We start from the raw sequence: 14,033 nt of genomic DNA on the forward strand, positions 1-14,033 counted from the left end.
CCCCCGAGCGCCGCGGTCGGGCGCTGTCGTACGTCCTGCTGGGAACCACCGCGGGGGCCGTGGCCGGGCCCAACCTCGTGGGTCCGACGGGCGCTGTCGCCGAATCGCTCGGCCTGCTCCCGTTGGCCGGACCGTTCCTCCTCGCGGCGGTGGCCTACGGCGGCGCTGCGCTCGTCATCTCCCTGCTGCTCAGGCCTGATCCGCTGCTCGAGGCGCGGAGGCGGGAGACGGCGGCGGTGGGCTCGGCGACCCCCTCGCCGTCGTCGATCACGTCGTCCCCCGGGGTCACGACCGCCGCGGTCTCCGGCGCCGCGGTCCCCGGGCCCGCATTCTCCGGCGCCGCGGTTCCCGACATCACGTCCTCCCACGCCGGGGCGGATGCCCCCGCCCGCATCTGGACGGGCGATGTGATCACCGGAGTCGCGGTGATGGCACTGACGCAGTTCGTGATGGTCGGCCTCATGACCATGACCCCGGTCCACATGCGTGCGCATGATCACGCTGTGACCGTGGTGGGGTTGGTGATCTCTCTGCACGTGGCGGCGATGTTCCTGCCGGCGCCGCTGTCCGGCTACCTTGTCGACAAGTTCGGCACGCGGCTCGTCGCCGTCTCGGCGGGTCTGGTGCTGCTGACCTCGGGCGTGCTCGCCGCTGTGTCGCCACCGCAGTCGACGGTGCTGGTCACCACGGCGCTGATCCTGCTGGGGCTGGGGTGGAGCCTGGGCCTGGTGGCCGGCACCACCGTCCTCACCACCTCCGTTCCCACCTCGGTTCGCGCGACCGTCCAGGGCCAGGCCGACGTGGCCGTGGCGCTGTCCGGCGCGGCGGGCGGCCTGCTCTCGGGGCTGGTGTTCGCGTGGATCGAGTTCCGCGGGCTCGGGTTCGCGCTCGCTGCACTGTCGTTGATCGTGGTGGCTGCTGTGCGACCGCGGCGTGCGGCGGGGGCGGCTGGGGCCCCTCGGGTCACGGCGGTCTGACACCCGGGGCGTCCGCCGAGTGGTCGCATATCTGCCCGATCGCCGGAGCCCACCCCGGGGAAACGTGAGCGGGTCCGACCCTTCGGCGAGGCGCGGGCGGTCGGGCGCAAGCCTCGAGGCGAGGCCCGACCGCGGGCGTCAGCCCACAGCCACCTGCTCCGACCGCTCCCCGGGAGACGACTCCCCCGCCCGCTCCGCCAGGTCGACGCGCCACCACACCACGAACCCCCAGATGACGAACGCCCCGTACACCAGGTAGAGCGCCGCCGACGGGTAGTACCCGGCCTTGAGCAGCAGCGGTACACCCACGATGTCGACGCCGATCCACAGCAGCCAGAACTCCGTCCACCCGCGGGCCATGCCGTAGGTGGCCAGGATCGAGCCGGTGAAGATCCACGCGTCCGCCCACGGGCCCCACGACCCGAGCTCGGAGAAGATCCAGCCGAAGACCAGCGTGCCGACGATCATCCCTGCGACGAGCCCCGCCCGCTGCCGGCCCGTGGCCCAGTGCGGATGGACCGCGACGGCCTCGACCCCCGCCTGCCCGGGCAGGGCCGCGCTGATCCGACGGTCCCGCGACCAGCGCCACCAGCCGTAGAGCCCGACGGCGAGGAACATGACCTGCCGTCCGGCCTGACCGTAGAGGTCGACGTCCTGCGGGGTGTGGAAGACGCCGCCGAGGAAGACGGTGAGCAGCGTGAGGTTGCCGACGATCCCCACCGGCCAGGCCCACACCACGCGGCGCATCCCGCCGATCGCGGCGGCCAGGCCGAAGACATTGCCGATGATCTCGCGCCACAGGATCGGCACTCCGCCGATCATCAACTGCGCGTCGAGGAATGAGACGAGAAGGCTCATCGTGTGCCCCTTTCACGGGCTCAACACAGACGGCCCAGGGCTTATGCCGCATCGCCCACGGTTCCACGGCCGGGCCGCGGTCCCTCGGGGACACGTTGTTCTCTTCCATCCGGACTATGACCGTCGGCCCCGGGATCACACCGGGTCTGCTGACCCCCGCGCATGCGGCCTGGCCGGACTCGATGTCCGGCCCGCCGCGTGTGCGGGGCGCTCGCGGGCTCGCCCCCGGCTATGGAGCCGGTGGCATCACCGCCGGTGGGGAATTTCACCCCGCCCTGAGAACGTGTTCCCGTTCTACTCCCACCGAGTGCGACGCCGCAACTACCGCACCCCGGGAGGCGCGGGCGGCACGCTGTCGATATGCGCACCGTCGATAAGAGCGTTCCACGCATTCTCACTCGGCCGACGGGTGCGGAACGCCCTTCTCGACGAGGGGAGGGCGCTGGTGCACCCCGCCGCGGGTCAGCCGATCGTCAGTTGGCCGTTCGACTCGGTCACCGGGACCACGTCGAGCGGACGCGGGGCCGGCGCGAGGGTGTTGCTGCCGTCAGTCGCGTCGTACTCGGCGCCGTGGAGCGGACACCGAAGGTGCAGGTCGCGGACCACCTGGACGGTCCCACCCTGATGGGTGCAGCGGGCCGAGTACGCGACGAACTCACCCTGTGTGGGCTGCGCGACGATGACCGTCGCGTCCCCCGACTTAACCTGCTTGGCGGTCCCGACGGGCACGTCCGCGGCGGGGATCGAGGTGGCCTGCACCTCGGTCGTCTGCTGCACGGTGGACGGCGGCTCCGCCGGCTCGGTCATCCCGCACGCCGAGGCGATCCCCGGCAGCAGGATGATCCCGGGCAGGGCGGCCAGGACGGTGCGGCGCTGCGTGCACGGTCCGACGGAGACGGATGCGGCGGCGGGGTGCTCGGTCATGTGGTCCATCGTATCGGGCGGCGACGGCGGACCTAGGCTGACGACATGACCGTCCGCCGTCTCGAGCCCCACGCCACCACGATCTTCGCCGAGGTCACCCAACTCGCCGTGCGGTTCGAGGCCGTCAACCTGGGGCAGGGCTTCCCCGACACCGACGGCCCCGCGTCGATGATCGACGCCGCCGTGCGTGCCATGCGCGAGGGCCACAACCAGTACCCACCCGGGACGGGGGTGCCCGAACTCCGGCACGCGATCGTCGCCCACGAGACCGGCCACACGGGTCTGGTCCACGACCCGGACACCGAGGTGCTGGTGACGGTCGGCGCGACCGAGGCGATCGCCGGTGCGGTGGTGGGCCTGGTGGAGCCCCACGACGAGGTGGTGGTGATCGAGCCGTACTACGACTCCTACGCCGCCACCGTCGCGATGGCCGGCGCCACCAGGCGCGCGGCGAGGATGGTCCGCTCGGGCGATCGTTTCCGCCTCGACGTGGACTCCCTGCGGGCGGCGTTCTCCCCGCGGACGCGGGCCGTGCTGGTCAATTCGCCGCACAACCCCACCGGAGCGGTGCTGCCGCGGGAGGACCTCGAGCAGATCGCGGCGTTGTGCCACGAGTTCGACGCGATCGCGATCTCGGACGAGGTCTACGAACACCTGACCTACGACGACAACGAGCACGTCTCGATCGCCACCCTGCCGGGGATGGCCGCGCGGACCCTGCGGATCTCGAGCGCGGGCAAGATGCTCAACTGCACCGGCTGGAAGATCGGATGGGTGACCGGGCCGGCCGAGCTGGTCGCGGGCGTCCGGGCCGCCAAGCAGTACATGAGCTACACCGCCGGCACGCCGCTGCAGCTGGCGGTCGCCCACGCCCTTCGTCACGAGGACGGGTGGATCCGGGCGCTGCGGTCGCAGATGCAGGACCGGCGGGACCAGCTGGTGGACATCCTCACGGGGGTCGGGCTGGACCTCGCCGTCACCCAGGGGACCTATTTCCTCACCGCGGATCCGCGACCGCTCGGCGTCACCGACGCCGCGTCCTGGTGTCTGGAGTTGCCCGGCCGGATCGGCGTGGCGGCGGTGCCGTTCGCGCCGTTCACCGACGCCTACTCCGGCGAATGGTCGCACCTGGTGCGGTTCGCGTTCTGCAAACGGCCCGAGGTCCTCGACGAGGCCGGGCGGAGGCTCCGCACGCTGGCGAACTGAGGCGAATCGGAGCACGCTCCGGACGGACTCGCGCACGTGCCTGCCAGGCTCTACGGTAGGTCCCTGACGCGCCGGTCGGTGCGCCCGTGCGTCGACGAGGAGTACCCGAGTGTCCCACTACCGCAGCAACCCGCGTGACCTGGAGTTCGTCCTGTTCGAGGTGTTCGGCCTCGACGAGATCTTGGAGCGGGACGACACAGAGCTCGACGGTGAGACGGTCCGCACCATGCTGCGGGAGGCCGCCGCGCTGGCGGAGGGGCCCGTGGCGGCCTCGTTCTCCGTCGCCGACCGGAACCCCCCCGGGTTCGACCCGGAAACCCACGAGGTCACGCTCCCCCCGGAGTACGTGGCCTCGGTCCGCGCCTGGCAGGACGGTGGGTGGGGCCTGGTCGGCGTGGACCCCGCCGTCGGCGGCGTCGCGGCCCCCCGCATGGTCACCTGGGCGATCACGGAGTTCCTCCTCGGGGCCAACCCGTCGATCTTCATGTACCTGTCCGGACCGCTGTTCGCCGAGATCATGCACACCATCGGCAACGAGCAGCAGCAGAAGTGGGCCGCCCGGATCATCGACCGCAACCACGGTTCGTCCATGATGCTCACCGAGGCCGAGGTGGGCTCGGACGTGGGCGCCGTTCGCGCCAAGGCGATCGAGCAGCCCGACGGCACCTGGCACATCGAGGGCGCCAAGCGGTTCATCACCGGCGCCGACTCCGGCGACCTGTTCGAGAACATCTGGCACCAGGTGCTCGCCCGGCCCGAGGGCGCGGGCCCCGGAACCAAGGGCCTGAGCTACTTCCTGGTCCCCAAGTACCTGCCGGACCCCGAGACCGCGGCGCCCGGTGAGCGCAACGGCGTGTACGTGACCGGGATCGAGAAGAAGATGGGGCTCACCGCCTCCGCGACGTGCGAGGTGGCGTTCGGCGCACACGGCCGGCCCGCCGTCGGCTTCCTCGCCGGGGACTCCCACCTGGGAATCAAGCAGATGTTCAAGACCATCGAGGCCGCTCGGATGATGGTGGGGACCAAGGCGATCTCCACCCTGTCCACGGGCTACCTCAACGCGCTGGAGTTCGCCCGGGAGCGCGTGCAGGGCAACGACATGGCCGACGCCGGGAAGCCCGACGCCGGGAAGGTCACCGTCATCCACCACCCCGACGTGCGCCGGTCGCTGCTCACCCAGAAGGCGTACGCGGAGGGACTGCGCGCGGTGTACCTCTACGCGGCCGCCCACCAGGACATCGTGGCCGCGGAGGTCGTCTCGGGCGCCGGCCCGGAACTGGCGCACACCGTCAACGACCTGCTGCTCCCGATCGTCAAGGGCGTGGGGTCCGAGCGCTCCTACCAGTGCCTGGCGGAGTCGCTGCAGTGCTTCGGCGGCTCGGGATACCTGAAGGACCACCCCCTCGAGCAGTACATCCGCGACGCCAAGATCGACTCGCTCTACGAGGGCACCACCGCCATCCAGGCGCAGGACTTCTTCTTCCGGAAGATCATCCGCGACGGCGGCACCTCGCTCGGTCACATCGCCGCGCAGATCCACCGGACGGTCGACGAGGCCGGCCCCGCCGGGCTCGAGTCCGTCCGCACCGCGGTGGCGGGCGCCCTGGCGGATGTCGAGTCCATGGTCGGAACCCTGACCGGACACCTCATGTCGGCCCAGGAGGACCCGGAATCGCTGTACCTGATCGGGCTCGGTGCGGTGCCGCTGCTCATGGCCGTCGGCGACCTCATGGTGGGGTGGATGCTGCTCCGCGAGGCGACGGTGGCGTCGGTCCGACTGGCCGACGCGACGGGCGACGACCACGACTTCTACACCGGCAAGGTCGTCGTGGCCGGCCACTTCGCGCGGGCCCACCTGCCGCAGGTCGCCGCCGCCCGCGCCACCATCGAGGCCCTGGACCTGGACGTCATGCGGATGCCGGAGGGCGCCTTCTAGAGTCGGCCCCGCCAGCTCGTCGTGCAGAGCGTTCCGCACACATCCGCCGAGAGCGGGGTGCGCGGAACGCTCTTGTCGATGGCGCTACGGCCTCGACGGGGCCATGGGGACGGGTGTCGCTCAGCGTCCGGTGGTGAGCACGATCTTGCCGACCGCGCCACGGCCGTCCATGAGCTCCAGTGCCTCGGCGGCCTTGTCCAGCGGGAACTCGGCGCCGACGATCGGGTCGAGCTTCCCGGCGGCCAGCAGCGGCTCCACCTCGGTCCACTGCTTCTGCAGGTAACCGGGGTTGCTCATCCAGTACTCGCCCCAGCCCACCCCGACGGCGCTCTTGTTCCCGAGCAGCAGTCGGTTGACCTTGACCGTGGGGATCTCGCCGCCGGTGAACCCGATCACGAGGATCCGGCCCTCCTGTCCGAGGGACCGGATGGAGTCGGTGAAGCGGTCACCGCCCACGGGGTCGACGACGATGTCGACACCCTTCCCGCCGGTGAGCTCCTTCACCGCGTCCTTGAACCCCTCCGGCGCGATGGCGTCGGACGCGCCTGCCTTGAGTGCCAGTTCCCGCTTGTCCCCGGTGGAGGCCACCGCGATCACGCGGGCGCCGGACGCGACGGCGAACTGCGTGGCGGCGATCCCGATCCCGCCACCCGCGCCGTGCACGAGAACCGTCTCCCCGGGCTGGAGCCGGCCGCGGTGCGCCAGCGCGAAGTGCACGGTCAGGACGTTCATGGGGATGGACGCCCCCTGGGCGAAGGTCAACGAGTCGGGCAGCCGGAACACCTGTGAGGGCTCGGTGGAGACCACTTCGGCGAATCCGCCGAGGCCGGGAAAGGCGCACACGCGGTCGCCGGCGGCGAAACCGGATCCCTCGGGAGCGGAGCGGACCACGCCGGCCACCTCCGAGCCGGGGACGAAGGGCAGCGGGGGCGACATCTGGTACTTCCCGCGGGTCTGGAGCACCTCGGGGAAGGTCACCCCTGCGGCGTGGACGTCGATGAGGACCGCTCCCGGCTCCGGTTCTGGGAGGTCGACCACCTCGAGGGCGGCGGGTCCGTCATGGGATGAGATGTGGATGGCACGCATGGACCCATAGTGTCAGCCCGGACACCCGCCTCGCCGGGACAGGGCCGACCGGGTCACGGGTCAGAGGACCCGGTTACACGGGTCGGTGGGCCCGGGTTCACGGGTCGGTGGGCACCGGCGGGGTCGGATCGGCCGTCTCCGGGCGGCGGCGCAGGAGATGGAGTGCGAGCCCCACGGCCACCACGACCTGCCCCACCTGGAAGGCCAGCGCCATCACGATGAACTCCCGCCCGAACGTGGTCGGCAGGACCAGGAGCAACGCGCAGATGCCCAACAGCGCGACCGTGAGGATCTGGCCCCCGGCCAGGAACCGTCGCGGGCTGGTGACCAGGCGGCCGCGGGAGAGCAACAGTACCGAGTTCAGTGCCACGAGCAGGCACACCGGCACCCCGATCTGCGCGGGGAACAGGAACAGGATCACGAAGAGTGGGTGCGAACTCAGGGTGACGGTGCCGGTCGCCAGGAACTGCGGGACGCTCCACAACGCGGTGAGAAGTGCGCAGGACACCGTGATCCACGAGCCGCCCACCAGGATTCGCACCGGTCGAGGATAGCCGTGCCGCCCCCGGCGCGGTGCCCCGCCCATCTCGTGAACGACCCGCCCCGGCCGGGTCACCCGCGCGTCACTCCCTGGTCAGTGCCTCACCGATGGGGGTCTCGCCGTCGGAGAACTCGATTGTGCGACCGACGGTGTCCGGCCGTCGCAGTACCGCTGCCGTGACGGCGGCCACGACGTCCCGGCTCGTGGCCCGGTCCTCGCGCTTGTCGGCGCCCACGCCGATCGACTCGCCTCCGGCGTCGTCGGTGAGCATCCCCGGACCGAGGATCGTCCACTGCAGGTCGGACTCCCGGAGATGGGCATCCGCGGCGGCCTTGGCCTGCGCGTACGGGTAGAACGAGTCGTCCTCGGGCACCCCGTGGTCGGTGCGGGCCCCGTCATAGGAGATCATGACGTACCTCTCGACCCCCTCCTCCGCGGAGGCGTCCATGGAGCGGATCGCCGCGTCGCGGTCGACCGCGTAGGTGCGGTCGGCGCTCCCGCCACCGGCGCCGGCGGCCCACACCACGGAGCCGCTGTCGCGCAGCACCTCCCGCAGGCCCTCCACGTCGAGCGTCTCGACATCCGCGACGACGGGAGTCGCGCCCACCTCGCGGATGTCGTCGGCCTGGTCCGGATTCCGGATGACGGAGTTGACCTGGGCACCCGCCTCCGACAGGATCCGGGCGGCGCGGAGGGCGACCTTGCCGTGGCCGCCGATGATGGTCACAGGGCGTTCGATACTCATGGCCTCCGTTGTACTCCTCCGCCCCGCTCCGTGCGCCTCCTCGGTGGCGCGGCGCGGGACCGTGGCCGGCACCCCGCCACCCGAGACGCAGCTCACATTCCGGGGACCTCCCGGCCCGATCCGGTCACAACTCCACAACGACACGCCGGAGGCGCCCGTGTGGGTTCGCGTCGTGTCGGACCCGGCGTGCATCATGTGCACATAAGCCGGTGCTCACCGGTACACCCCCAGTTCTGTCTCGGAGTCACGCATGTCCTTGTCCCGGTCCGGGTACCTCTCGCGCTCGGCGGCGCAGGTCCCCCTCGTCTTCCTCGCCGGGCTACTCGCCCTCCTGCTCATCGCGACCGGATGCACCATCCCCGTCCCCACGGGTTCGGCCGGGGAGACCACCCCGACCGAGACGTCTCAGGCTCCGGTTCCGGCGACACTCCAGGTCACCCCGGTCGACGGGGCCACGGAGGTCGCCGTGGTGGACGGCGTCCGGGCCCGGGTCGAGAACGGTTCCCTGACCGAGGTGGTCCTCACCAACGACGCGGGCAAGGAGATCGAGGGCGAGTTGTCACGGGACGCGACCTCGTGGGAGCCGGCGGTCACCCTCGGGTACGGGCGCACCTACACCCTGGACGTCACCTATCGGGGTGCGACGGGCGGCCCGAGGACCGACACTCGCACGTTCACCATGGCCAATCCTCAGTCCATCATCAGCCCCACACTGGTCACCCCGGGCGGTGGCGCACTGGAGTCGGGCCGGGAGTACGGCGTCGGGATCATCGTGGGCGCCAGATTCGATCAGCCGGTGGCCGACCGCGCCACCGTGGAGAAGCACATGACGGTCACCACCGAGCCCGCGGTCGAGGGCAACTGGTTCTGGCTCGACGACACCACCGCGCACTGGCGCCCGAGGGACTACTACGCCACCGGCACCCGGGTCCACGTGGACCTGGACACCGAGGGCCGGAACCTCGGCGGCGGCCAGTGGGGCGGAGAGGGCGCGGAGGTCGACTTCACCATCGGTGACCGACGGGTGGCCATCGCCGACGACGTCACCAAGACGGTCTCGGTGTTCCACAACCAGGAGCTGGTCAAGACCATGCCCACGTCGATGGGCAAGGGCGGGTGGGCGACCTACAACGGTGTGAGCATGCACTTCTGGACCCAGCGGGGCGTCTACACGGTCCTCGACAAGGCCAGCTCGGTGCTCATGGACTCGTCGACCTACGGTCTGCCGCTGGACGTCGGCTACAAAGTGACCGTCGACCACGGGGTCCGTCTCACCAACGAGGGCATCTACTTCCACGCCCTCGCCTCGTCGATGTGGGCCCAGGGCAACACCAACGTCTCGCACGGATGCCTCAACCTCTCCCCGGACGACGCGTCCTGGTACTTCGACCAGGCGGTCGCCGGGGACATCGTCGAGGTCCGCAACACCGGCGGCCCGGAGCAGGGGATCTGGCAGAACGGCGACTGGGCTGTCCCGTGGAGCACCTGGCAGAAGGGTTCCGCCGACTGAGGGGCCGGTCGACACCGTTGCCGGTCGGATGGTCGGCACGCTAATTTTGCCCGATGGAGCCCCGCACACCCCGGACCCGCCTGCCCGGAGTCTCGATCGGCCACTGGACGGACCCGTCGGCGATGACGGGGTGCACGGTGGTGCTCCTCCCCGAGGGGGCGGTGGCCTCACGAGAGGTGCGCGGTGGCGCCCCGGCGACCCGCGACCTCGACGCACTCGCCCCCGACAAGGCCGTGACCTCGATCGACGCGGTCCTCCTCACCGGCGGATCGGCGTTCGGCCTGGCCGCCGCCGAGGGGGTGATGCGGTTCCTCGAGGAGGCCGGGCGGGGTGTGCCCACTCCCGGTGGACGCGTCCCGATCGTGCCGACCCTGGCGCTGTTCGACCTCGGGGTCGGCGACCCGAAGGTCCGGCCGACGGCGGAGGACGGCTACTCCGCCGCGGTCGCGGCGAGCGGGCCGCGGTTCGAGGTGGGGCAGCTCGGTGCGGGGACCGGGGCGTTCACGTCGCAGTGGCGCGGGGTGGAGAACCTCCGTGCGGGCGGGATCCGGTACGCGGAGAGCACACTGGGCGACCTGGTCGTGGGGGCGCTGTGCGCGGTGAACGCCTACGGGGACGTCGACCCGGGCGGCACCGAGGTCGACCTCGACAGTGTCGCGAACCTGGTCCCGCCGTTCGACTACACCTCCGATCGGGTCCACACCACCATCGGAGTGGTGATGACCAACGCGAGGTTGGACAAGACCGCGTGCTTCGTCGTCGCACAGGGCGCCCACGACGGGCTCTCCCGGGCGCTGACACCGCCGCACACCCGGTACGACGGTGACGGTTTCGTCGCCGTGGCCACCGGCGAGGTGGCCGCCGACGTCGACACGGTCCGCCTGATGGCGCTGGACGCCGTCTCCCGGGCGATACGCTCCGCCGGCCACTGACACGCCCGGCGACGCCACACGCCGGAACGGAGTCGACATTTCCGGCGATGGGCGGGACAATCGGTAGTCACCCCGGGCACCGGCCCGTGGGCGACCCCGACGAAAGCGCAGGAGCACCTCCAGTGAGCCGAGCCGATACACCGGCCCGATCTATCAGCCCCCTTCTCGGAAGGGGGAACACCGGATGAGCATCGCGCTCTCACTACTCGTCGGAGTCGTGGTGGTCCTGGCGATCACCGCGCTCACGGGCTACTTCGTGGCCCAGGAGTTCGCGTTCATGGCCGTCGACCGCTCCCGGATGGGGGCCGCGGCGGAGAAGGGCGACCCGGCGGCGGCACGCGTCCTCGGCGTGACCAGACGAACATCCTTCATGCTCTCGGGCGCCCAGCTCGGTATCACCGTCACCACCCTGGTCGTCGGTTACGTGGCCGAACCGCTCATCGGCCGCTCGATCGGCGAACTCCTCGGCCTGGCGTCCGTGCCGCAGGGAGTCGGCGTGGTGGTCGGCACGGTGCTGGCACTGCTCTTCTCGACGGTCGTGCAGATGATCTTCGGCGAGTTGGTGCCCAAGAACCTGGCCATCGCCAAGCCGGAGCCGGTCGCACGCTGGCTGGCCCGGTCCACCACGATCTACCTCGCTCTGTTCGGCTGGCTCATCGGTCTGTTCGACAAGGCGTCCGAGGCGCTGCTCAAGGCCGTCGGTATCGAGCCGGTGCATGACAAGGAGCACTCCGCCACCGCCCGCGACCTGGAGCACATCGTCGCCGAGTCCGAAGAGACCGGCGAGTTGTCCGAGGAGCTCAGCGACCTGTTGGACAGGATGCTCGACTTCCCCGGACAACCCGCCGAGCACGCCATGATCCCGCGGAGCCGCACCGATGTGGTCCGCGCGGAGGACACGGTCAACGAGGTCCTGTCCAAGATGGCCACCGGCCACACCCGCTACCCGGTCGTCGGCGACGACTCCGACGACGTGATCGGCATCGTGGACCTCCACGATCTGCTCTCGGTGTGCGACGACGACCAGGCCGATCTCACCGCGGTGTCCGCCCTGATGCGCGCGCCGATCATCGTGCCCACCTCCCTGCCCCTGCCGGAGGTGGCCGCCCGCCTGAGCGCCGAGAAGTCGGAGATGGCCGTGGTGGTGGACGAGTACGGCGGCTTCGCCGGCGTCGTGACGATGGAGGACATGGCAGAGGAGATCGTCGGCGAGATCGCGGACGAGCACGATCCCCAGCTCGCCGCCGGGACCCCGGTCAGCGAGGGTCTGGGCTGGCTCCTGTCCGGCGACACCCATCTCGACGAGGTGGAACGCCTGCTCGAGATCACCCTGCCCGAGGTGGACGCCGAGACGCTCGGCGGGCTGGTGGTCGAGACGACCGGTGACCTGCCCGAGCTGGGCGACCGTGTCGACATCCCCCTTCCCGACACGGACGTGTTGGAGGAGTTCTCCGCGGACCGGGTCCTCCGGACCGAGGTGCGCCGGATCGAACGACGCGTGCCGGCCGAACTGCACGTCGTGGTCGAGGAGGCCGCGCGATGAACCCCACCACCACCCTGCTCGCCGCCGAGGCCGGATCGGGCCTCATGAGCAACCCGCTCGTCGTGGTGCTCGCCACGATCGTCCTCATCGCGGCGTCCGCGTTCTTCGTCGCCGTCGAGTTCTCGCTGATCTCCGCGCGTCGCCACCGCCTCGAGGACGCGGCGGCGTCGAGCGCCTCCGCCCGGGCCGCCCTGCGCAACGCCTCCGAGCTCACGCTCCTGCTGGCGGGATCCCAACTCGGGATCACGCTGTGCGCACTGGCGCTCGGCTCCATCACCAAGCCCGCTGTCCACCACTGGCTCACCCCGGTGTTCGCCGGCTGGGGCCTGCCCTACTGGACGGCCGACGTCATCGCGTTCGTCATCGCCCTGCTCATCGTCACGTTCCTGCACCTCGTGGTGGGCGAGATGGCTCCCAAGTCGTGGTCCATCACGCACCCCGAGTACTCGGCCACGCTGTTGGCGATACCGATGCGGGGCTTCCTCTGGATCACCCGCCCGCTGCTGGTGATGCTCAACACCCTCGCCAACCGGATCCTCCACCGGATCGGGGTGGAGACCCGCGACGAGGTGGCCTCCGGGCAGGACGCCGACTCCCTGCGGGAGCTCGTGCGCCACTCCGGTGAGGCCGGCACGCTCGACGACACCCACCACCGGCAGCTGCTCAACGCACTGGAGCTGCAGGAGCTCACCGTCGGTGACCTGCTGGGCGAGCGCGGCGTGGACACCCCCGCCGCCCCGGAGGAGATGTCCTCGGTCGACGTGGACGCCTCGCCCGAGGAGATCCGCGAGACGGCCCGCCGCACCGGTCACCTGCGCCTGCTGGTGATGGACAGCGACACCGCGGTGGGCGTGGTGCACGCGCGGGACGCGATCAACATCCAGGCGGCGGCCACGGCGAGGGAGCTCATGCGGCCGAGCCTGTCCCTCGAGCACGACCTCTCGGTGGCCGAGGCGTTCCGCCGGATGCGTGAGGCGCGGGCACACCTCGTCGTCGTCGAACAATCCGGCGGCCACCCCGGCACCCACGTCTCCGAGGTGAGGGGGGTCCTCACGCTGGACGACGTGGTGCGGCGCCTCCTGCCCGTGACCTCCGTGTAGGCCGGGGGCTGCGGGTCGGGGACCTGTGGGCCGGGGGCTGCCGGCCGGGGGGTCGGGGGCCTGCCGGCCGGGGTCAGAGCAGCCCGATCACCCTGAGCAGGCCCCACAGCGCGAGCCCGGCCATGCCGATCAACACCAGCAGCATCAGACCCACCGCGCCGACCGCGCGGAGCAGGTAGCCGCGGGCGTCGGTGTCCACGCGCCTGCCCTCGGCGATGGTCCGGTCCACCAGGCGCAGGTTCTTGGACGTGGCCTTGTGCGCGGCGTCCGCCACGTCGCCCACGAAGGGGATCACGCCGAGCACCGCGTCGACGAGGTAGTTCCAGCCCATCCGGAACAGGATGTGGACGGGGACCCGGTTGCGGATCGCCTCGGCCAACACCGCGGCCGCGACCACGGTCCCCAGCGCGTCCCCCACGACGGGCACCAGACCGATCACCGGGTCCAGCCCCATGCGGTACCTGGTGCCCGGTATCCGCACCAGGTCGTCCATGACGCGCGCGAGGCCGGAAGTCACGGGGGACGAGGCGGTCCGCACCACCTCGGGAGCGGGCCGCCCCGCCGCCACGGGATCGGTCACCGGGTACCGCACCGGGTCGGGTCGACTGCTGGTCATGGGGGACGAGCCTACGGGGACGGGGGCGCCTCGCCACCGCGGCCCGGCGGCGGCCCGCC

13 protein-coding genes and 1 riboswitch are annotated in these 14,033 nt (G+C 71.2%); of the genes, 7 read left to right on the top strand and 6 right to left on the bottom strand.

Annotated elements, in window-relative coordinates; all coding sequences use genetic code 11:
• Positions 1-977 (top strand): MFS transporter (locus G6028_RS05135; RefSeq protein ID WP_182658241.1); only part of this gene is annotated, 977 nt, incomplete at its 5' end.
• A 138-nt stretch (positions 978-1,115) separates the two neighbouring features.
• Here the strand turns inward: G6028_RS05135 and G6028_RS05140 are convergent.
• Together G6028_RS05140 and G6028_RS05145 are read right to left on the bottom strand one after the other, a co-directional pair.
• Complete coding sequence (locus G6028_RS05140; RefSeq protein ID WP_179523661.1) at positions 1,116-1,835, bottom strand: nicotinamide mononucleotide transporter family protein; 720 nt, start codon at positions 1,833-1,835, stop codon at positions 1,116-1,118.
• 93 nt (positions 1,836-1,928) lie between these two features.
• Positions 1,929-2,122: riboswitch (FMN riboswitch) on the bottom strand.
• Positions 2,123-2,297: 175 nt separating this feature from the next.
• Positions 2,298-2,759 (bottom strand): Rieske (2Fe-2S) protein, encoded by a 462-nt coding sequence (locus G6028_RS05145; protein ID WP_182658242.1) that lies wholly within the window; start codon positions 2,757-2,759, stop codon positions 2,298-2,300.
• 45 nt (positions 2,760-2,804) lie between these two features.
• On the opposite strand from G6028_RS05145, the gene G6028_RS05150 reads away from it, so the two are divergent.
• The gene (locus G6028_RS05150) at positions 2,805-3,965 is read left to right on the top strand and encodes a pyridoxal phosphate-dependent aminotransferase (RefSeq protein ID WP_182658243.1); all 1,161 of its coding nucleotides are present in this window, start codon (positions 2,805-2,807) and stop codon (positions 3,963-3,965) included.
• Between the two features lie 109 nt (positions 3,966-4,074).
• A complete protein-coding gene (locus G6028_RS05155) occupies positions 4,075-5,901 on the top strand; it encodes an acyl-CoA dehydrogenase C-terminal domain-containing protein (RefSeq protein WP_182658244.1) in 1,827 nt (608 codons plus the stop codon).
• Between the two features lie 120 nt (positions 5,902-6,021).
• On the opposite strand, the gene G6028_RS05160 is transcribed toward G6028_RS05155, so the two are convergent.
• The 3 genes from G6028_RS05160 to G6028_RS05170 all read right to left on the bottom strand — a co-directional run bounded on the left by G6028_RS05160 (position 6,022) and on the right by G6028_RS05170 (position 8,273).
• The gene (locus tag G6028_RS05160) at positions 6,022-6,987 is read right to left on the bottom strand and encodes an NADPH:quinone oxidoreductase family protein (RefSeq protein WP_182658245.1); all 966 of its coding nucleotides are present in this window, start codon (positions 6,985-6,987) and stop codon (positions 6,022-6,024) included.
• Between the two features lie 97 nt (positions 6,988-7,084).
• Positions 7,085-7,528, bottom strand: a complete 444-nt coding sequence (locus G6028_RS05165) for a hypothetical protein (protein ID WP_182610166.1) — start codon at positions 7,526-7,528, stop codon at positions 7,085-7,087.
• A gap of 82 nt (positions 7,529-7,610) precedes the next feature.
• Positions 7,611-8,273, bottom strand: coding sequence for an NAD(P)H-binding protein (locus G6028_RS05170; RefSeq protein WP_182658246.1), 663 nt, complete (start codon positions 8,271-8,273; stop codon positions 7,611-7,613).
• Positions 8,274-8,523: 250 nt separating this feature from the next.
• Here G6028_RS05170 and G6028_RS05175 point away from each other — a divergent pair, with 250 nt between their 5' ends.
• From G6028_RS05175 to G6028_RS05190, 4 genes are all read left to right on the top strand, one after another.
• Positions 8,524-9,783 carry a L,D-transpeptidase gene (locus tag G6028_RS05175; protein ID WP_179523668.1) on the top strand — a complete coding sequence of 420 codons (1,260 nt, stop codon included), beginning with the start codon at positions 8,524-8,526 and terminating at the stop codon, positions 9,781-9,783.
• Positions 9,784-9,836: 53 nt separating this feature from the next.
• Positions 9,837-10,715: a P1 family peptidase gene (locus tag G6028_RS05180; RefSeq protein ID WP_182617533.1), complete on the top strand. Its 879-nt coding sequence runs from the start codon at positions 9,837-9,839 to the stop codon at positions 10,713-10,715.
• Positions 10,716-10,899: 184 nt separating this feature from the next.
• Entirely contained in the window at positions 10,900-12,258 is a 1,359-nt protein-coding gene (locus tag G6028_RS05185; protein WP_179523670.1) for a hemolysin family protein, read from the top strand.
• A complete protein-coding gene (locus tag G6028_RS05190; protein ID WP_241730556.1) occupies positions 12,255-13,358 on the top strand; it encodes a hemolysin family protein in 1,104 nt (367 codons plus the stop codon). The genes G6028_RS05185 and G6028_RS05190 overlap by 4 nt, the downstream gene beginning before the upstream one ends.
• Before the next feature lie 73 nt (positions 13,359-13,431).
• Here the strand turns inward: G6028_RS05190 and G6028_RS05195 are convergent, their stop codons facing one another.
• Positions 13,432-13,974, bottom strand: coding sequence for a DUF4112 domain-containing protein (locus G6028_RS05195; protein ID WP_241730557.1), 543 nt, complete (start codon positions 13,972-13,974; stop codon positions 13,432-13,434).
• Positions 13,975-14,033 lie beyond the last annotated feature (59 nt).

It is taken from the genome of Dietzia cercidiphylli (genome assembly GCF_014145145.1).
In the GTDB taxonomy this organism is placed as follows: Bacteria; Actinomycetota; Actinomycetes; order Mycobacteriales; family Mycobacteriaceae; genus Dietzia; species Dietzia natronolimnaea.